This window comes from Vicinamibacterales bacterium, from assembly GCA_036504215.1.
GTDB lineage: Bacteria > Acidobacteriota > Vicinamibacteria > Vicinamibacterales > Fen-181 > FEN-299.
In genome coordinates this window covers 1-19,359 of the sequence record DASXVO010000029.1, presented here as the reverse complement: position 1 = coordinate 19,359, position 19,359 = coordinate 1, and the positions used below count along the sequence as shown (strand labels likewise).

General features: G+C 66.2%; 19 protein-coding genes. 13 read left to right on the top strand and 6 right to left on the bottom strand.

The annotated features are described in order from the left end of the window. Positions 1–14 precede the first annotated feature (14 nt). From VGK32_07450 to VGK32_07425, 6 genes are all read left to right on the top strand, one after another. Complete coding sequence (locus tag VGK32_07450) at positions 15–659, top strand: hypothetical protein (protein HEY3381586.1); 645 nt, start codon at positions 15–17, stop codon at positions 657–659. Further along, entirely contained in the window at positions 617–2,047 is a 1,431-nt protein-coding gene (gene nosD, locus VGK32_07445) for a nitrous oxide reductase family maturation protein NosD (protein ID HEY3381585.1), read from the top strand. Before VGK32_07450 ends, nosD begins: the two co-directional genes overlap by 43 nt. After that, positions 2,044–2,943, top strand: coding sequence for an ABC transporter ATP-binding protein (locus tag VGK32_07440; GenBank protein ID HEY3381584.1), 900 nt, complete (start codon positions 2,044–2,046; stop codon positions 2,941–2,943). The genes nosD and VGK32_07440 overlap by 4 nt, the downstream gene beginning before the upstream one ends. Next, the gene (locus VGK32_07435; protein HEY3381583.1) at positions 2,940–3,413 is read left to right on the top strand and encodes a nitrous oxide reductase accessory protein NosL; all 474 of its coding nucleotides are present in this window, start codon (positions 2,940–2,942) and stop codon (positions 3,411–3,413) included. The genes VGK32_07440 and VGK32_07435 overlap by 4 nt, the downstream gene beginning before the upstream one ends. After that, positions 3,410–4,255 carry an ABC transporter permease subunit gene (locus VGK32_07430; protein HEY3381582.1) on the top strand — a complete coding sequence of 282 codons (846 nt, stop codon included), beginning with the start codon at positions 3,410–3,412 and terminating at the stop codon, positions 4,253–4,255. The genes VGK32_07435 and VGK32_07430 overlap by 4 nt, the downstream gene beginning before the upstream one ends. A gap of 79 nt (positions 4,256–4,334) precedes the next feature. Then, positions 4,335–5,129, top strand: coding sequence for a hypothetical protein (locus VGK32_07425; GenBank protein ID HEY3381581.1), 795 nt, complete (start codon positions 4,335–4,337; stop codon positions 5,127–5,129). Here the strand turns inward: VGK32_07425 and VGK32_07420 are convergent, their stop codons facing one another. The 4 genes from VGK32_07420 to VGK32_07405 form a co-directional block, all read right to left on the bottom strand. Then, positions 5,130–6,371: a BamA/TamA family outer membrane protein gene (locus VGK32_07420; protein ID HEY3381580.1), complete on the bottom strand. Its 1,242-nt coding sequence runs from the start codon at positions 6,369–6,371 to the stop codon at positions 5,130–5,132. A gap of 260 nt (positions 6,372–6,631) precedes the next feature. After that, a complete protein-coding gene (locus VGK32_07415; GenBank protein ID HEY3381579.1) occupies positions 6,632–6,817 on the bottom strand; it encodes a hypothetical protein in 186 nt (61 codons plus the stop codon). Positions 6,818–6,980: 163 nt separating this feature from the next. Continuing rightward, positions 6,981–7,292, bottom strand: a complete 312-nt coding sequence (locus tag VGK32_07410) for an RNA-binding protein (protein HEY3381578.1) — start codon at positions 7,290–7,292, stop codon at positions 6,981–6,983. 654 nt (positions 7,293–7,946) lie between these two features. Next, the gene (locus VGK32_07405) at positions 7,947–8,261 is read right to left on the bottom strand and encodes a hypothetical protein (protein ID HEY3381577.1); all 315 of its coding nucleotides are present in this window, start codon (positions 8,259–8,261) and stop codon (positions 7,947–7,949) included. A gap of 482 nt (positions 8,262–8,743) precedes the next feature. Between VGK32_07405 and VGK32_07400 the strand changes: the two genes are divergently transcribed. Continuing rightward, a complete protein-coding gene (locus VGK32_07400) occupies positions 8,744–9,754 on the top strand; it encodes a fatty acid desaturase (GenBank protein ID HEY3381576.1) in 1,011 nt (336 codons plus the stop codon). Positions 9,755–9,853: 99 nt separating this feature from the next. Here the strand turns inward: VGK32_07400 and VGK32_07395 are convergent, their stop codons facing one another. Next, entirely contained in the window at positions 9,854–10,288 is a 435-nt protein-coding gene (locus VGK32_07395) for an ester cyclase (protein ID HEY3381575.1), read from the bottom strand. 284 nt (positions 10,289–10,572) lie between these two features. On the opposite strand from VGK32_07395, the gene VGK32_07390 reads away from it, so the two are divergent. The 4 genes from VGK32_07390 to VGK32_07375 all read left to right on the top strand — a co-directional run bounded on the left by VGK32_07390 (position 10,573) and on the right by VGK32_07375 (position 15,357). Further along, the gene (locus VGK32_07390) at positions 10,573–12,003 is read left to right on the top strand and encodes an AAA family ATPase (protein HEY3381574.1); all 1,431 of its coding nucleotides are present in this window, start codon (positions 10,573–10,575) and stop codon (positions 12,001–12,003) included. A gap of 295 nt (positions 12,004–12,298) precedes the next feature. Beyond that, positions 12,299–13,339, top strand: a complete 1,041-nt coding sequence (gene hflK, locus VGK32_07385; GenBank protein ID HEY3381573.1) for an FtsH protease activity modulator HflK — start codon at positions 12,299–12,301, stop codon at positions 13,337–13,339. After that, positions 13,336–14,271, top strand: a complete 936-nt coding sequence (hflC, locus tag VGK32_07380; GenBank protein HEY3381572.1) for a protease modulator HflC — start codon at positions 13,336–13,338, stop codon at positions 14,269–14,271. Before hflK ends, hflC begins: the two co-directional genes overlap by 4 nt. 48 nt (positions 14,272–14,319) lie before the next feature. Then, positions 14,320–15,357, top strand: coding sequence for an acetamidase/formamidase family protein (locus tag VGK32_07375; GenBank protein HEY3381571.1), 1,038 nt, complete (start codon positions 14,320–14,322; stop codon positions 15,355–15,357). Between the two features lie 139 nt (positions 15,358–15,496). On the opposite strand, the gene VGK32_07370 is transcribed toward VGK32_07375, so the two are convergent. Next, a complete protein-coding gene (locus VGK32_07370; GenBank protein ID HEY3381570.1) occupies positions 15,497–17,188 on the bottom strand; it encodes a response regulator in 1,692 nt (563 codons plus the stop codon). A gap of 401 nt (positions 17,189–17,589) precedes the next feature. Here VGK32_07370 and VGK32_07365 point away from each other — a divergent pair, with 401 nt between their 5' ends. Next, positions 17,590–18,531: a hypothetical protein gene (locus VGK32_07365; GenBank protein HEY3381569.1), complete on the top strand. Its 942-nt coding sequence runs from the start codon at positions 17,590–17,592 to the stop codon at positions 18,529–18,531. A 369-nt stretch (positions 18,532–18,900) separates the two neighbouring features. Beyond that, the coding region (locus tag VGK32_07360) for a hypothetical protein (GenBank protein HEY3381568.1) at positions 18,901–19,359 on the top strand (459 nt) is incomplete at its 3' end.

The window sequence follows — 19,359 nt, the reverse complement described above, 5'->3', positions numbered from 1 at the left end:
CGTGGTGGAGACGGATGATGCAAAGGCTCATCGAACGGGCGAATGGGTTCATGGCCGTGCCGCTGGACCTGCGGTCGCGCGTGCTGCTCGTCCTTGCAGCCGTGCTGCTGGTTGCGGTCTACATCTTTCCGCTGTGGAACCTGACGATGTTCGCCCCGCAGTACCCGGATGGCCTGCGAATGGACATCTACAGCTACAAGCTGGACGGGGGAAACCGCGGCCAGGACGTGAAGGAGATCAACGTCCTCAACCACTACATCGGGATGAAGGACCTGGTCACCGACGACTTCACCGAGTTCAAGTGGCTGCCGTTCGTGGTCGGCGCGCTCGGTCTGTTGTTCCTGCGTGCGGCGGTTCACGGCACGATGTCGCAGCTGGTTGACGTGATCGTCTTGTATCTCTACTTCGCCGGGTTTGCCATCTGGTCGTTCGCATTCAAAATGTACAGCTACGGTCACTCGCTGGCGCCGACTGCGGCGGTCAAGGTCCCGGCGTTCATGCCGCCGATGTTCGGCTACAAGCAGCTGGCGAATTTCGAGGTGTATTCGTACCCGGCGGCCGCGTCGTACGCGCTGGGCCTGGTGGTCCCGGCCCTGCTGCTGGCGTTGTTCCTCGCGTGGCGAAGCGCTGGGCGCGCGCGGCGGATGGGGAGCGCGTGATCCTCGCGCTGGCTCTCGCGGCCGTCTCGGCCGTGGGACCGCAGGGCATCGCGGACCATGGCACGTCGCCGGGCACGCTCGAGCCCCGCCCGGCCTCCGGACAGGTGTCGCCACTCCAGCGACGGATCGACGACGCAGCCTCCGGCGCCACGGTGGAGGTCGCCGCGGGAACCTACACCGGCGATCTGGAGATCGATCGGCCGATCACCCTCATTGGGCACGGACGCCCGCTGCTCGTGGGGTCCGGCGTCGGCAGCGTCATCCGCGTGAGGGCCGACGATGTGGTGATCGACGGGTTCGACGTGGATGGCCGGAACGGGGGCGACCTCGGCCGCGACTCGTCCGGGATCCACGTCGCCGGACGGCGGGCTACCATTCGAGATTGCTACGTGCGCCGCTCGCTCTTCGGAGTCTATCTTCGCGAGGCGCACGGCACCCGGGTCGTCCGCTGCCGCATCAACGGCATCCCGGGCAGGGATCCCGGCGAGAAGGGATCCGGAATCCATGCGTGGAACACGGAAGGGTTTCGCCTCGAGCAGAACGTGATCGTCGAGGCGCGCGACGGGATCTACCTGCAGTCGTCCTCGAAAGGCCATATCGGCGGGAACCAGGTTCGGGACGTCCGCTACGGCCTCCACTACATGTTCTCCGATGACAACCTGTTCGAGGACAACGTGTTCGAGAACGGTGCCGCCGGCACCGCGATCATGTACTCGCGGCGGATCGTCTTCCGCCGCAATCGCTTCCTCCACAACCGCGGGTTTGCGTCGGTTGGCCTGCTCTTCCAGGGGTGCGACGATGTCATCGCGGAGGACAACCTGATCGCGGACAACGCCCGGGGGATCTTTCTCGAAGGTTCGCGCCGCGACGTGTTTCGCCGCAACATCGTCGCCCAATCCGACATCGCGATCGTGCTGTTCGCATCGTGCGCGGACGTGCGGTTCGAGGGGAACTCGTTCGTCGGCAACATGACACCGCTGTCGCTGGTGGGAAAGCGGACGGACACGACATTCGACGGCAACTACTGGTCCGACAACGACGAGCCGGACCTCGACGGCGACGGCCGTAGCGACAGGCCATTTCGGTTGTCGAGCGTCTTCGATCACCTGCGGGGCAATCTGATTGCGGCAGACCTCATCGCCCAGAGCTTTGCGGCGACCGCGCTCGGGCTGGCTGAACGCGCGTTTCCGGTGCTCGAGGCCGTGTCGCCCGAGGACCGGTCGCCGCTCGTGCGCCCCCCGTCGCTCCCGGCGGTGCCCCCCGCGCGCCAGGACCGGTCCGCGGGCGATGTGCGCGGAATCGCGATCGCGGTCGCCGTGGCCGGTGCGGGTGGCGTCGTCCTCACGAAGGGGGCGCGGGTGGCGCGGAGGAAAGGCGCCCGGCCATGATTGCGTTCCGGAGCTTCACGAAGTCCTTCGGGGCGCATCGCGCCGTGATCGACCTGTCGCTCGATGTCCGCCGCGGCGAGGCCGTTGCGCTGCTCGGGCCGAACGGATCTGGGAAGACCACGTCGCTCAAGGCTGCCGCCGGGCTGATCCGCCCGAGCCGCGGCCAGGTGCTCCTGGGCGAGCCGGGCCGTCCGGCGTCAGAGCCCCACGCACGACGTGACATCTCATACCTGCCGCAGAAGGTCTCGTTCCCCGAAGCGTTGACCGGCTATGAGGTCGTCGAGTTCTATCGCGAGCTGCGCGGTGCCGGCCCCGGTCGCACCGGCGATGTGCTGCGGTTCGCGGCGCTCAACGGCGCGAGCGGGCGGGCGGTCGGCACGTATTCGGGCGGCATGGTCCAACGCCTCGGCCTGGCCGTCGCCATGCTGGCCGAGGCGCCCGTGATGTTGCTTGACGAGCCGACAGCTGCGCTCGACCCGGAGGGCCTGTCCGCGTTCTACACGCTGATGGAACGCCGGAAGCAGGACCACGGGACCGTGCTGTTCACGTCGCACCAACTGGGCGACGTCGAGCGCCTGGCCGATCGGTTCGCCGTGCTGGTGGAAGGGCAGTTGGTTGCCACGCTGACCCGCGCGGAGTTGCACGAGCGCCTTGGCGACCGGGGTGTGATGCGCGTACGCCTCGCCCCCGGTGGACCAGAGCCGGCCGTGTTCCTGGCCGCCCTGGGGCCTGATGCGGCCTGGTCGTCCGACGAGATCGTGGTCCACGGGCCGGCGTCTGGTCGTCCCGAGATCCTCGACCGGATTCGGGCTGCCGGCGGTGAGATCCGCGCGATTACGACCGAGGAGGGACGGCTCGACCTCCTGTATCGGGAACTCGTGGGAGAGCACCGGTGAACGCGCCGCGGTTGTGGGTCGTCGCCGTCGTCGCCACCGTGATTCTCGCCGCCTCGTGTGGCGGCGGACCGCCAGGGCCGGCCACGCTCGACCCTCGCCACGACGCGTGCCGATTCTGCCGGATGACCGTGTCGGACCCGCGCGTCGCCGCGCAGGTGGTGGCGCCGGGAGAGGAGCCGATGTTCTTCGACGACATCGGGTGCCTGGCCGCGTTTCTCCGTCAGGAGACGCGGCTTCCGCAAGGCGCCGTTGCCTACGTAGCGGATCACCGGACCCGGGCGTGGGTGCTCGCGTCGAGCGCGACCTTCACGCGGGTCGATCGGCTCGAGACGCCAATGGGCTCGCACCTCGTCGCCTACGTCGACGCAGCGTCCCGGCTCGCCGATCCCGACACCAAGGGCGGCGTCCCGGTCGGGATCCCGGAGATCTTCGGCCCGGCTGGACCACCAGGAGGACAGGCCCCCCGATGACGCTCACTACCTCACGTTCCGCCTTGTTGCTGTGCGCCCGGCAGGAGCTGACGCTGGCGGTCCGTTCGCGGTGGACGCAGACCTTCGCCGTGGTGTTCGCGGCCCTGTCGCTCGGCGTGGCGCTGTCGGGCTACATCCTCTCGGGCGGGAGCGGCGTGCAGGAGTTCGCGCGCACCGCGGTGTCGCTCGTCCAGTTGGTCTTGCTGCTGGTGCCGCTCACGGCGATCGTGATCGGCGTCCTGGCGCTGGCGCCGGACCGCGGCGCGGCGGAATTGCTGTTCTCGCAGCCCGTAGCCCGCTGGAAGATCCTGCTCGGTAAACTGCTGGGACTGTTCGAAGCGCTGATCGGCGCACAGGCACTGGGCTTCGGGGCGTCGGGCCTGGTCATCTTCTCTCGAGCGGGCAGCGACGGCGTGACCTCGTTTGTCGCGCTGATAGGCGGTGCGGCGGTGCTGACGGCCGTGTTTCTCGGGATCGCCGCGCTGATCGCGGCGGGCAGCACGGGACGTCGGACGCGCGCGCTCGCGGTGGCGCTGGTCGTGTGGTTCGTGGCGGTGGTGTTGTTCGACCTGGCGGCGCTCGGGGTGGCCTCGCTGCTTCGCTCCGGCCACGCCTCGCGCCTGCTGATCACCGCGGTCCTCATCAACCCGGTGGATGCGGTCCGGACGGGCACCCTGCTCGCCATCGAAGGCACCGCTGCCTTCGGCGCCGCCTCGCTTGCTCTGCTGCGTTTCACCGGAGGCGCGACGGGCGCCGCGGTCGTCCTATCCTGCTCGCTGGTGCTCTGGACGGTCGTGCCGATCGGGCTTGCCGCACGCCGCTTGTCGCGCGCAGACGTGTGACGGTCATGTCCGGGCGACACCGCCCCCCCCGACAACCTCGGCGCGCGTGGCATAATGGGCGCGGAGGAGCTGACAGGGCATGTCCATCGCCGTTCGCAGCGCCTTGATTCCGGCGACACTGTTCTTCCTGTCCGCGGGCGCCGTGCTCGTGTCACAGAGCGTCGACAGGGAACTGGTCGCGACGATCTCCGGTCCCACGCTCCAGGGAGGCATCGTCTCCGGACTGGCTTGGGACGGCGCGACCCTCGTCATCCAGACCGCCGCCATGGACAGGAAGAACGGCGGCATCAAGTTGGGCTACCTGATGGTGCCAGGCAAGGGGATGGAACTGCGCCCCCTGGCCTCTCCACCGCCAGGGATCGACAAGGCCTGGAAGCTGAAATCGAGCCGGACCAGTCCGACCGGCCTCGGCAAGATCGAACTGAAGACCGACTCGAAGCTGCCGTTGTATGGCATCGCGTCGCAGGGCAAGCGGTTTGCCGACGCGATGGACATGGGCGGCGCGGTGGTGACCACCGAAGTGAGATTGGGGAACCTGGTCATCCACAAGCGCCGCGACGTCGAGCCGTATGACGGCGAGGTGTGGGGGTGGTCGTCAGCGGAGCTGAACCGCGTCTGCTACGTGGACGAGAAGGGTGACCTGTGGGTGGCCAGTGCCGACGGCCGCAGCCCGGCGCGGGTGCTGAAGGGGCACTTCACTCTGCCCGCGTGGTCGGACGATGGCGGCGCCATTGCAGTTGTTGAACTGAAAGGCGACGGTGGAAAGTGGGAAGTGTCCGTTGTCCACCTGCCTGAGCGATATCGCCGGAACGAGTCACCGTTCACGTCCACCAGCCTGCTGTCGCGGAGCGTGGCGAGACAGATCTCCGGGTGATCAGAACGCCTCTTGAATGGCCAGGTAGAATCCGCCCGAGCCGCCGCGGCCCCAGCCGTAGTCGGCGCACAGCCTCGTTTGTGATCGCTTGTTGAGCAGCACGCGCAGCCCGACACCCGCAGCGGGTGCGTAGGAACCGAACAGCCTGTCCCCGCTCTCCGCGCTGCCCACCGTCGTGACGTTGGCGAACGCGACGAATCCGACGAGCCCATTCCGCGTAATCGTGCCTCTGTACTCCGCCTCGCCATAGAGGAGATGCTCGCCCCGGTAACGGCCCTCGCTGTAACCGCGCGCTGACCGCCCATCCGAACCGGTGGCCGGCAGGTCGAAGTACGGCGCCGCCCCGCCAGTCACGAGGTCGCCCAGGAACCAGAAGGCGATCTTGTGACGTCCATCCTTCGACAGGCTCTTGTAGGTGCGCACGTCGAGATTCACCTCCTGCCACGTCGAATCCCCGCCGAGCACGCCGCGGAAGAACGTGCGGTAGGTTGCGCTCGCCAGCCAGCCCCGTTGCGCGTTGATGGCGTTGTCGCGGGTGTCGTACCGCAGTCCAACGCTCGTTCCAGAGGAAGTCTGGTGTTCGGTGGTGAAGCCGTGCTCGGCGCTGTAGGCCACGTACGCAGACCGGTTGAACGACGCCGGGTCGCCAGCGCTCGCCCGTACGTTCGAATGCGTGTTGACGTTCAGCCCGACGCCGACGAACAGACCAGGCTCGACGTTACGGTAGACGGTTCCGTACAGTCGGGACGAATCGAACCTCAGGTTCTCGGCGGAGCTTCCCGGCGCGCGTCCACCCAGGCTGTACGTGTCCTGCGACGTCCACGAGAGCCGATTGTCCCCCAGGATGAACCAGCGATCATCAGCGGTGAACAGTGCCAGCTTGACGCCGAGCATCGCCTGCTTCTGCTGCGTGACGCTGAAGCCCCCTGACAGCGACGAGATGTGCGTGGTGCCCGGACTGCCGCTGAAGAACGCGCCACTCCCGGAGAAACCGCCGGTCAGCCCGGTGGACGGTTTCGAGCCGATGGATGGGGTGAGAACCAGAAAACGCCGAGGCTCTGGGAGGGTCTCGATGTCCGTGGCGAACGTCTGACCCCGGACCTTGTGCCACAGGTCGCCGACATCGACGGCGGCCGGCGAACCGGCGTTCCCGCCATGGTCGGGGTCGTCGTGGGCCGATACCGTCGCGCCAAGAGCAGCAACTGCCAACCAACCGAAGAAGACCAGTCGGAGTGTCCGCATTCGTCCTACAAACCACGCAGAGATTCGATCGTCGTCCGTCCGGCGGCTCCTTCACGATCGCTGCGGGCATCGTGATGAGCGGTTCACAGGGGCGATGGCGGCTGCGGCAGTCCTTGGGGGGAATCGGGGAGTGCCCGTTTCGGTGGGCAGCCGTTCCGCTCTCCACAACAACATCCTGCCCTCCGGAAACGGCCAGAGGATGACAAGTCCTGCGTTGCGGGGGAGTCGGCCTGGGATTCGTCAGGGCCGGCGGCTGAGACTCACTCCTGCGGAGGCTGCGGTCCCAGGCGGATTCCGGCGATGTCCGGATCTTCGCCGTCGGTGTGCTCAGGCGCGGCCGCCTTGCGGGCACTCACCTCGGCGCGCCGCGCCGACTTCTTCTGCTGGCGCTCGCGCTTCGCCTTCTCGCGTTCCCGTTTGAGGAATGTGGGTTTTGGCTTCGTCATGTGCCTCCGAATCATCGAGGACGTCAGCGCCCAATGGCGCGGCGCAAACAAGAACGGGGAAGCCCACACCGTTCGGACAGTTGCGGTCCGATGGATCGAGCCTCCCCGGTGCGTGCTCGCGCGACGCCGTGGTGTCAGGCACCCGGCTCCGCGACGTCAATCCCTACCAGCGCGGTTCCGACCGGCGCCTGCTGCCGCCGCCGCCACCGAATCCGCCGGATCGCTCCGGCTTCGGACGCGCTTCGTTCACCGTGAGGTTGCGCCCACCCATCGAGTGGTCATTGAACTGCGTGATCGCCTTCTGTGCCTCGTCGTCGCTCGCCATCTCGACAAACGCAAACCCGCGCGCGCGGCCAGTGGCCATGTCGCGCACGACATTGACGGTTTCAACCGTCCCGGCTGCGCCGAACAACTGCTGGAGATCGGTTTCGCCGACGTCGTACGGAAGGTTGCCCACGTAAAGTCTTCGTCCCATTCGCTCAATCTCCTCCCCGCATTCTGCGGGAGGTGGTGATGGCGGACCGTCAACGTCCGTTCATCGTCTACTGTCGATCGGGATCCGGATCCGGACCTCGAGCGGGATGGAGAAAGGCCCTTCCAGAAGATGCCGCCAGACGCGGCAGAGCGGAAATGCGGTTGTCCAACCTGACGGCACATAGTTTATCACACACCGGCGTCGCCCACCGGTCCGGCGCCCCTTCGCGCGCGCTCGGTCCCGCTGGCGTCCGTGTTCGGCTGGCCACTCGATGCCACCACCGCTGTGCAATAGTGCACAGACGTGTCGCCCCGGTACCTGTATGCTGTCGTACGTCTGGATCGAACTCGTTGGCGCGCAACAAGCACCAGGCTGCATGCTGCATTCAGTGACGAGAGGAGACGGTATGACGAGGTACGTGAATCGGTGGTCAGCACTGGGTGGGTGGGTCGCAGTGATGGGAGGCGCGTGGATGGTCCTCGTGCCGGCCTTCCTGTCGGTCAGCTCCTTCGCTGCGCTCGCCCTGGGTGGCCCCGTTCTTCTGTTTGCTGCTTCCGCGTTGTGGTCCGCTCACGAACCGGCGCCTTCCCTCGGGCAGATTCGCGCCGGGGCGGAGGCTGCAGAGACCGCCGGCCGGGGCACGAAATGACGACGCTACAGACTATCGGCGGCGCGCCCGTCCTCGACCATCCGGAGCGACCAGCCGAGGGCCCTGGTATCCACGACCTGTTGTCGCGGCTTCGCGACGCAGCCGGTCGCCTGGTCGCCTTTTCGGTGCCGAAGCTGCTGCTCCGGGAGGCGGCGTTGATGATCGAGCGACTGGACCGAGACCGCGGGCATCACGCCACTGAGGTCGCTCGTCTCACAGCGGAGTTGGCCCGCGAACGCCTCGCCGTACGCCGTCCCTGAGCGATGACGGAGGCGGACAGGCCCCCTCAGCGGCCGCCGGCCCGGTGCTCTGCAAGCCACTGCTGGCTCATCCAACCGAGGTCGGCACGCGAGGCGCGCGACACCCACCAGATTGCCAGGCCGCACAGTCCGACGAGCACCAAGCCGATCGTAAGCCACACGGCGTACCTCCCCCCGGATCACAGGCTACGTTGTGCGGAAGCAACCGTCTGTACCATCCGGCACAGACGTCTCCCACTTGTCCAGCCCGGCAGTCGTGATGTGGGCGCCGCAGCATTCGATCCACGGCATCCTGCCATGTCGGCACGCGCAGGCCCGGCATCGGGCGAGCCGCGAACAGCGGTCGGCAGCGACGCGCGATCCGGCGCGCTCGGCGCGTCCGACGTCGTACCCGCGAAGGGCGTTGGCGTAAAGCCATCGCGGCGTGATCACAGCGGTGTCGAAGGCCATGCTGCTGGGATCGACGAGATGGACTCCGACGGGTGGGGCGTGTGTGCGGTATTGAACACCCCGCTTGCCTCGCCGTTCCGTACACTTGTGTCGTGGCACCGAGATCCCCGCTGTATTCGTTGGTCGAGCCGTTCGGACGGCCTCAGCGGATCCGGGCTCTCGTCGAGTTCCTGGAGACGGTGGTTCCCTACCTCGCCCTGGCCGTCGCCTCGATGGTTTTCGCAAGGTGGGGATATGTGTGGGTGACGCTGCCGCTGGTCGTCGCCGCGGCGGGGTTCCTCGTACGAGTCTTCATGATCTTCCACGACTGCTGTCACGGGTCCTTCTTCCCGTCTCGCAGGGCCAACCGCATCGCCGGGTACGTGACAGGCCTTCTCACGCTGACCCCCTTCGAGAAGTGGCAGCGTTCACATGCCGAGCACCACGCGACGGTGGGCGACCTGGATCGTCGTGGCGCGGGAGACGTATGGACCCTGACAGTGGGCGAGTACCTGGCGGCTCCGAGGTGGAAGCGGCTCTTCTACCGGGCCTTTCGCAACCCGTTCATCATGCTGGGTATCGGCCCTGGGCTCCTGTTCGTGATTCGAAACAGGTGGCCTTCGCGCCATGAGACCAGCCGCGAGCGGTTCAGCGTGCACGTCACAAACCTGGGAATCGCGGCCAGTCTGATCGTCGCCCACCTCACCGTTGGGCTGCCGATCTTCCTGATGACGCAGTTGCCCACATTGCTCCTTGCCGCAACAGCCGGAGTGTGGCTGTTCTACGTCCAGCACCAGTTCGAGGATGTGTACTGGGCGCGGCGGCCAGCGTGGGAACCGATGAAGGCGGCACTGGAGGGCAGCTCCTACTATAAGCTTCCGAGGGTGCTGCAGTGGTTCACCGGCAACATCGGGCTGCACCACATCCATCATGTTCAGCCTCGGATCCCGTTCTACAACCTGCAGCGGTGCCAGACCGCGATTCCGGCGTTCCAGGCCGTCCCTCCGCTGACGATTCGGCGCAGTCTGCGCTCGCTACGCCTCCGCCTGGTGGACGAGACCGGCCGACACATGGTGAGCTGGGCGGAGATGAGGGCGCGCCGCAGTAGGTCGGATGCCGGGTAGGATTGGATCTGTCGGGCGTGGATCCGCCACGCGCTCGAACGGGTCGGGACGAATTCCAGGAACCCGAATTCGCCCCGACCTGACGACTCTCTAACGACCCTACCGGCTGACCCTCGCGGCCTTGCCTGGTAGCGTCACGACTCCAAGCTGCTGCATCATGCCCAGGGCGTCCCAGGTGCTGTGGCTTTCCTGGACGCGATCCCCCTGGAACCTGAAGATCGTAATGCCCGGGCCGGTCGCGTGCCGGCCGGTCGGCGGCATGCCCTCGAACTGTCCGGTCTGCGTGCCGCTGTACCGCCAGCGTGCGACGACCTTGTCGCCGGCCGTGAGCAGTTCGTCGATGTCGATTCGGCAATCGGGGAATGCGCTTCGGTACTTCTTCACGAGGTCCTTCATCGCGTCGGGACCTTGCAGGTCGTTCATCGGGTCGTTGTGGGCGTAGTCGGTGGTGACGATCTCGTCGAGGAGTTTCACGTTGCCCTTACTCCAGACATCGTCGAACAGACGGCGGACGATGGTGGTCTTGTCGGCCATATACGCCTCCTTGGGGACTGACTGACGGGAGCGACCGCACCTCGCGGCAGCCGACCGCAGTCATGGAAACGACGTCCCGACGCTCGTGAACGCCACGAGCCTCCGGCCCAGACTGGATTGGTGGGAGAAGACCCTTATAGCTCGTTCCTACGCGCGCCGCCAGCGTTTTCGATGGCTGAGCCGCCGCCGTCTCTGCCTTGGCGCGGTTGGCGACGAGGCGCGCGGCCGGGTTGCTCGGTGCAGGGGGCCGGCCCGAGCCGCGCGCTATAATCGCCTCGAGGAGGATGACACTCGTGGACGGCGGCAACGGCGCGCTCGACGCTCCGACCGGAGGAGCCGGCCAGCTCGCGGCACTCTTGTCGCGCAAGGTGGTGGGGCAGCCGGATGCGTTGAGGCATATCGTTCCGTACGTTCAGATGTACCAGGCCCACCTGAGCCCACCCGACCGCCCGGCCGGGATCTTCCTTCTCCTCGGTCCCACCGGAACCGGGAAGACTCGCACCGTCGAAGCGCTCGCAGAGATCCTCCACGGCAGCCCCAAACATCTGCTGAAGATCGACTGCGCCGAGTACCAGTCCGATCACGAGGTCGCGAAGTTGATCGGGGCGCCGCCCGGGTACATCGGCCACCGTGAGACCAAACCGCTCCTCACTCAGGAGCGGCTGCTGGCGGCCGTCAGCTCGAGTTCGGATCTCGCGATCATCCTGTTCGACGAGATCGAAAAGGCGGCCCCTTCGTTGACCGCGCTCCTGCTCGGCGTTCTCGATCGCGGAACGCTGCGGCTCGGCGACAACGTGACGGTGAACTTCGAGAAGACGCTCGTCTTCCTGACGAGCAACCTCGGTGCGCGCGAGATGCTCAAGGTCGTGCGGCCCGAGATCGGCTTCCAAGGGGTCGACCGCCGATCGCCCGCCGGTGTGCTCGACCGGCTGCAGACGGTGGGCGTCGGGGCGGTGCGCCGCCGGTTCTCCCCGGAGTTCGTGAATCGAATCGACGTCGTGATCACGTACCGTCCTCTCGATGTCGCGGCGCTCGGCGAGATCCTCGATCACCACATCGCGGAATTGCAGCAGCACGTCCACACGCGGCTCGCGGACCGCTCGTTCGACATCACCGTCACGACGGCCGCGCGCGACCTGCTGCTCGAGAAGGGAACGAGCGAGGAGTACGGCGCGCGGGAGCTGAAACGAACGGTTCATCGGATGCTGACGCAGCCGATCGCCACGCTGGTTGCCGATGGCGAGATCCCGCCGGGCGGTCACGTGGAAGTGGACGCGAGCGGGGACGGGTCGACGCTGAGTCTTCGGGCCGACACCTCGATCGGAGAGCTTCCACCTGCGCGGCCCGTCGCGCTCGTCCTCGATGAGAACGCGCACCTGCTTCGTTGGCTGGATCACGCGCTCAGCAGCGTGGGCGTGGTGACAATCGTCGCGTCAACCGCAGAAGAGGCCCGGAAGATCGCCGCCCGCGAGCGGCCCGACCTGGCGATCGTGGACATGGTGCTGCCCGACGGGGATGGTCTGTCGCTGGCCCTCGAACTCCTGCGGATCCATCCCCGCCTGCAAATCGCGCTGACGACCGGCACCGAACTCTCGCCGGACGAATCCGCGCTCTGTGAACGCCAGGATTTTCCGGTCCTGCGCAAGCCGTTCCTGCCCGAAGACGTAGCCAACCTGGTGCGCACACGACTTCGTCGGTCGTCGTCGGCAGGCTAGACATCGTTCAGGGGTCAGAGCGTGACGAATGAAGCACGTTCTCGCGCCGCGCTGCCGCCCCTGGAAGATGTCGATGACGACGCCGGAGGCGTCGTCCAGAAACAACGTGGGCGAAGCGAGTTCGGCGGTGTGAGGCGACGCTTCGCGGTTGGGGTGCTCCCGGGACCAGCCGCCGGTGTGCTCTTCTGCACAGTTCGCTCTCGAACGCCGACCTATGATGAGGTACAGTCCGCACCTGGATGGCATCGCTCGGACGCTCGTACTGGCGGCGCGGCGCCGCGGAGGACAGCACATCATGAGTATCGTTGATTGGACGAGGCGGGCACAGGAGGTCGTCGATGTCGGCCGCGTGCCCCCGATCTCGTTTCAGGGCCGAGGTCGCCTGATCGGCAGGATCGCGCTCGCCCTGCTCGTACTTCTCGCGCTGTCATCGACCTACTACCAGGTGAACGCCGACGAACTCGGCGTCGTGCAGCGGTTCGGTCGGTACGTGCGGACCACCGACCCCGGGCCCCACGTGAAGATCCCGCTCGTGGAGACCGTGATCCGCGTGCCCGTGCAACGGCAGTTGAAGACCGAGTTCGGGTTTCGCACGACGGCGGCCGCGGTGCAGTCCCAATTCGAGCAGACCGACGTCACCAAAGCCGAGTCGCTGATGCTGACTGGCGACCTCAACGTCGCGGTGGTCGAGTGGATCGTGCAGTACAAGGTGAAGGATCCCTACAAATACCTGTTCAAGGTCCGGAACCTCGACAACGCGACCCATCGCGGTGACCCCTCGACGTTTCGCGACATGAACGAGGCGGTGATGCGCGAGGTCGTTGGCGACCATAGCGTCAACGAGGTCCTCACTGTCGGCCGGGAGGAGATCCAGATCGATGCGAAGTTGCTGCTCCAGCGTCTGTGTGACCGGTACGAGACCGGCCTCGAGGTGCTCCAGATCGTCCTCCAGGACGTGAACCCGCCGGACCGGGTCAAGCCGGCGTTCAACGAGGTCAACCAGGCCATCCAGGAGAAGGAACGGCTCATCAACGAGGCATGGGCGGACTACAACCAGACCGTTCCCAACGCACGCGGGGAGGCCGAGCGGGTTGTGCGGGCGGCGGAAGGCTACGCGCTCGAGCGGGTCAATAATGCGCGGGGCGATGTCGCCAGGTTCGTCAATATCTACGACGAGTATCGCAAAGCTCCGGACGTGACCCGCAAGCGCCTGTATCTGGAGACGCTGAACGAGGTGCTGCCGAAGACTGGCCGGAAGCTGATCATCGATTCGTCGATGAAGGGGATCCTGCCGCTCCTGAATCTCGATTCGGTGAAGCAGGAGGTGAAGCAGTGAAGCGCCCGATCTTCGCCATCGTCATCGGCTTGGGACTGATCCTCCTGTGGTCGTCGGTCTACACAATCGCGGAAACCGAGCAGGCGATCATCACCCAGTTCGGCGAGCCGGTCGGTCAGCCGCACACCGATGCCGGCCTCCATATGAAGGTGCCGTTCATCCAGACCGTCCATATCTTCGACAGACGGTGGCTCGAATGGAGCGGCGATCCGAACCAGATCCCGACGCGAGACAAGAAGTACATCTGGGTGGACACCTACACGCGTTGGCGCGTCAAGAATCCACTGCTCTTCTACCAACGCGTGACGGATGAGCGCAGCGCCCAGTCGCGCCTCGACGACATCGTGGACGGTGAGACGCGCAACGTCATCGCCAACAATGACCTGATCGAGGTCGTTCGCAGCACCGACCGGGCGTTTCCGGAAACCGAGGAGAACGCCGACGTGGACATGGGCGCTGCCGCGGTGGCGGGGAAGATCGCGATGGGCCGCGACAAGATCACCCGCGCGATTCTCGAGAAGTCACGACATATCGTCGCGGAGTTCGGCATCGAGCTGGTCGACGTCCAGATCAGACGCGTCAACTACGTCGCCGAGGTGCAGCAGAAGGTTTACGACCGGATGATCTCCGAGCGCCGGCGCATCGCCGAGCGGTCGCGGTCGGAAGGCAACGGCAAGGCGGCCGAGATCCGCGGCCAGAAGGAACGCGAGCTGAAGGGGATCCAGTCGGAGGCGTACCGCAAGGCCCAGGAGGTGATGGGAAAAGCCGACGGGGAAGCGACGCGCATCTACGCGGAGGCCTACGGTCGCGACCCGGCACTCTACCAGTTCCTGAAGACGATGGAGACCTATCGAAAGACGTTTGCATCGGACACGACGCTGATCCTGTCCACCGACGGCGAGTTCTTGAGGTTCCTGAAGGAGAGCAAGTAACCCGCGACACGGCCTTGTGCTCCGACCGGAATTGCCGATAATGGCACCATGTGGCGCGCCATTCTCGCAACCGTCTCGACTCTCATTGTTGTCGCATCCCCCACGGCCGCACAGAACGCGGTCGGTGGTCGCGTGCATCGCCTGGAGGCCACGGCGGGCACCGTGGCCTATGGCTACTACTGGTCCGACGCCAGGCCGGTCCTGCGGATCGCGTCGGGCGACGTCGTCGATGTCGATACGCTGCTCACCAACACGCCAACCGGGCTCGAGCGAGCCGGGGTGCCGCCCGCCAAGGTCGAGGCCTCGCTGCGGTCGGTGGTCGCCGACGTCACGGGCGATCGGCGCGGTCCCGGCGGCCATATCCTGACGGGGCCGATCTACGTCGAGGGCGCCGAACCTGGAGACACGCTCCAGGTGGACATTCTCACGATCGAACTGCCGATTGACTACGGTTACAACGGCTGCAGCGGCTTCGTGCGTGAGAATTGCGATCGCAGTGCGGGCATCCGCATCATCCCTCTCGACAACAAGACGATGACTGCCACGTTCGCGCCGGGCATCGTCGTGCCGCTCCGCCCGTTCTTCGGCAGCATGGGCGTGGCCCCGTTACCGGCCCTGGGCCGCGTCAGCAGCACGCCTCCCGGTCGACACGCGGGAAACATCGACAACAAGGAACTCGTCGCGGGGACGACCCTCTACATCCCGGTATTCGTGGCTGGTGCGCTCTTCGAAGTGGGGGACGGCCACGCGGCACAGGGTGACGGGGAGGTGGATCAGACCGCGATCGAAACCTCGTTGCGCGGCAAGCTGCGGCTCACGGTCCGCAAGGGGATGAAGCTCGAGTGGCCCCGCGCCGAAACGCCGACACATTTCATCAGCATGGCGACCGATCTGGACCTGGCCGTGGCCACGAAAGCCGCGCTTCAGGAAATGATCGACTTCCTGGCCGCGACCAAGGGGTTGACCAAACACGAGGCATACCAGCTGACCAGCCTGGCCGGCGACGTGGCCATCACGCAGCTCGTCGATCAAACACTCGGCGTCCATGTGAAGCTGCCGAAGGCAATCTTCACGGCGAAGCGGTAGGCTGCCTCCTACCCGACTTCGCGGTCTGGGCGAGGCACTTCGGTCGGGTCCACCAAGACATCGCTGACGGTGGGCCCGTCGGTGCGGCCACATTCCAACTGCAAGATCCCGGTGGTGCCGTCAGGCGCGCGGGCGGGCTTCACGCCTGTCCCAGCGCGGCGCGGACCTTGGTCGCGAGCGCAGTCGCCGAGAAAGGCTTCGGGATGAACTGGACGCCCTCTTCGATCATACCGTCGTTGGCGATGACGTTGGCCGCGTAGCCGGACATGAACACGCGTTTCATCTTCGGGTGAAGCAGCGAGAGCCGCGTGGCCAACTCGCGCCCGTTCATGCCAGGCATGATCACATCGGTGACGACGAGGTGGATGTCGCCGGAGTGCGCTTGTGCCAACTCGAGCGCCTCGCCAGGAGATTTCGCGGTCAACACCGTGTAGCCCCGGGCTTCGAGCATGCGCTGGGCCATTTTCAGGATCGAGGGCTCATCTTCGACCAGCAGAATGGTCTCGCGACCGCGGTCCGCCGGCGCCTCCGGCCGCCCGCCCCGAGTTGGTGTCTCGCACGCCGTGTGACGCGGCAGGTAGATGCTGAAGGTCGAACCGGAGCCGGGACTGCTCTCCACGTCGATGAACCTGCCATTCTGGCTGACGATGCCGTGGATGGACGACAGCCCGAGGCCGGGTCCCCGCCCGACACCTTTGGTCGTGAAGAATGGTTCGAACAGGTGTTCGACGACCTCGGCCTCCATGCCGCGGCCGTCGTCGGCGACCGCCAGGAGGACGTAGTCGCCTCGATGACCGCCGGCGCGCGCCGCCGGATGATCGCGAGCGACCGTGACGTTGGTCGCCTCGACGCGAACGGTGCCGGTTCCGACGATGGCGTCTCTGGCGTTGAGGCAGAGGCCCGCCAGCAACTGAGAGAGCTGTGCGGGGTCGATCCGGACCGGCCACGCCTTTCCGTCCGGCGTCCAGACCAGCGTGATGTTCTCGCCGATCAGTCGCCGCAGCATCGTGAGCATGCCGCCGACCGCCTCGCCGAGATCCATCACCCTGGGTGCGATGGGCTGCTTGCCGGCGAAGGCGAGCAATTGGCTGACCATGTCGGCCGAGCGTCTCGCGGCGTGCTCGATCGCCACCAGATCCTCGTGCATCGCGTCTGCGGCGTGCCCCTGGGCGAGGGCCAGTTCCACGCGGCCCAGGATGACGCAGAGCATGTTGTTGAAGTCGTGGGCCACGCCGCCGGCCAGTCGCCCGATCGATTCCAGCTTCTGCGACTGGAGGAGTTGGCCTTGGAGCCGCTGCCGTTCTTCCTCGAGGTGCTTGCGCTCGGTGATGTCCTGTACCATGCCGATCGAGCGGACGATCGCACCCGACGCGTCCCACTCGTGCTCGCACCGCTCGTGGACGACCCGGATTTCGCCGCTGTGTCGCCGTACGATGCGGTGCTCGATGTCGTAGCTGTCGGCTGCCTCGCGGACCGAGCGGGAGTAGGCGTCGTCCACGGCCGCCCGGTCGTCCGGGTGGACGGCTTCCAGGAAGGCCTCGTAGGTGGCTGCGAACTCCTGCGCTTCGAGGCCGAAGATGCGAAAGGTCTCGTCCGACCAGACGAGTCGACCCGTGGGCAGGTCGAGGATCCAGCTCCCGACGTGGGCGATCGCCTGGGACTTGGTCAGGAGGGCGCCCGCCTCGCGCAGCGCGGCATCCAGTCGTTCGTGTGGCGCGTCGATCTGCTGGAGCGCTTCGTTGGCGCGCCGCAGGTGTTCGACCTGCGCTTCCAATTCCGCCAATCGCCGGCGCAGGTCGTCGACCGATTTCGGAGCGATCCCAGGGTCCATCGAGCGCCTCCGCCTTCGGCTCCTTGAACCTGCGCTCGGCGACCTGGATCTCGTGTCGGTTCGGCCAGCGCGCGTCGCGGAGCAGCGTCACGACGAACAGCGCCTCTTCGCTCTGTGCGAGGTCCGCGCTGGACGGGCCGATTGTAGCATTCTTCCCGGTTCGCGGGCGTCCTGACGAGCGCCACCCGGATCGCCACGTGCCAGAACCCGCAGGTCAAGGGCACGCCGGTCATCGTCTACAACCCCCTGAACATCGCGCGGGAGGACGTGGTGGAATCCACAGGCCTCATCGATCTCCCTGGCGGAGAGTGGCTTGCGGCGTTAGATTTATAGGCAGGCACGGCATCGCCGCTTCACTCATGGAGCGTGGCCACCCGACAGGCATCCGACAGGAGGACATCATGGTTCGTCGAGCTCTTCTGGCTGCCATTCTCATCGCCGGAACCGCTGCCTCCGGCTGGGCGGGCGAGTCTGCGACGTTTGTTCTGACCGACGGCCAGCGATTCGGCGGAACTCTCATCTATGGCCGGGGTGACAACAACATCGTCGACCTTCAGTTCCACCTGAGCGTTTCGGGAAATGATCGCGCGTTTCCAATGGACCAGGTGGCGGCGATCGATTTCACCGGTGCCAACCCTTCGACATCGGAACTGGACTCGCTGCCCACGGACGGCCGAACAGGGGTCATGGTGATGCGGGATGGGGGAAAGGTCCGAGGACACCTGCACAACATCATCGCGAGCGGTCACGTGCAGTGGGTGAACGAGGCGGGAGTGCGCCAGAACTGGGCCATTCGTGATGTGAGCCGCCTGTACCTGAATCCGCCGTCCGCGCACCTGGCGTACGACTCGATGTTGCGCCGTGACCAGGAACGAGGTCAGGGTCAGGGTCAAGGTCAGGGTCGTGCCCAAGGCCGGGGCCAGGAACAGGATCGGGGCCGGGGACAGGGCCGAGGGCAGGATCGGGGCCAGGTGTTCGGCGGCCCGGATGACCAGAACACTGGCGCAATCCGCCTCGACGGGAACCAGCCGTGGGTCGACACCGGCGTGCGCGTTCGGGAAGGGCGGCGTCTCGTCTTCGTCGCCACCGGGCGCATCACGTTGGCCGACCGGGTGAGCTCGGGCCCGGCAGGAACCAGGGCGGTGAGGTGTTCCAGGTGCCCGGTGCGGAATGCGCCAGCTGGAGCGCTCATCGGCAGAGTGGACGACGGCGAACCCTTCCTCATCGGCGCCTTCACCGAGCCGATGGCGATGCCGGCGTCGGGCCGTCTGTTTCTCGGGATCAACGACGACTACTTCGACGACAACGGCGGCGCGTTCAGGGTGACCATGAGCTGGCAGTAGGAGCGAAAACGAAGGGATCGGTGATCAGGAGTCGGTTCCGATTTCCGATTTCCGATCCCCTCTGCTGGCCTCACGAGACCCGCTGCCCGTCCTGGCGCGCCGTCGCCTGCTGTGGGTTCGCGATGCGCCCGCCGGATCCCTTTGGTACTTTTGTACCTCCAGCACAGTACCTTTGCGTCATTGCCACTCGCCTCAGGCACCGCTAGTTTGAACAGGGCGGCCACTCTGGCATGGGACTGAGAGCCGCCCCTCCACTTCAACACTGCACGACCTGAATCGCTGGAAGTGTGTGCGGCCGCGGCCGCCCTGCAGGTCTTCTGGCCGCTGATGCCGGGTTTCCAAATTCGGTGAACAGAGGAGAAGGGCCGTATGCCGATGAACCGTCGCAGCTTCATGAAGACGTCGGTGATCGCGGGCGCGGGATTGTACCTGTTCCGTGGGCAGCGGGTGTTCGCGTACTCGCAGAGCCCGATCCTCAGGAAGTTCATCGCTCCGCTGCCCGGGCTCGGACCGAGCGGCCTGCCGATGGCCGCTCCGGACAAAGCCGCCTATCCAGGGACCGACTTCTATCGAATCAGAGCTGCCGCCTACACGCAATCGTTCCATCCCGACCTCCCCGAGTCGCATCTCTGGGGATACGCTGACATCACGACGCCGGGAGTGGCGCCGAACCACCGCTATCTTGGTGGCTTCATCGTGGCGCAACGGGGCACGCCAGTCCGCATCGACTTCGTCAACAACCTGCCGCTGACGCATCCACTCAGCGTGGACAAGAGCCTCCCTGCGGCCGGCCTGATTCCCCACTCTCGAAACCGGTACTTCGCGGAG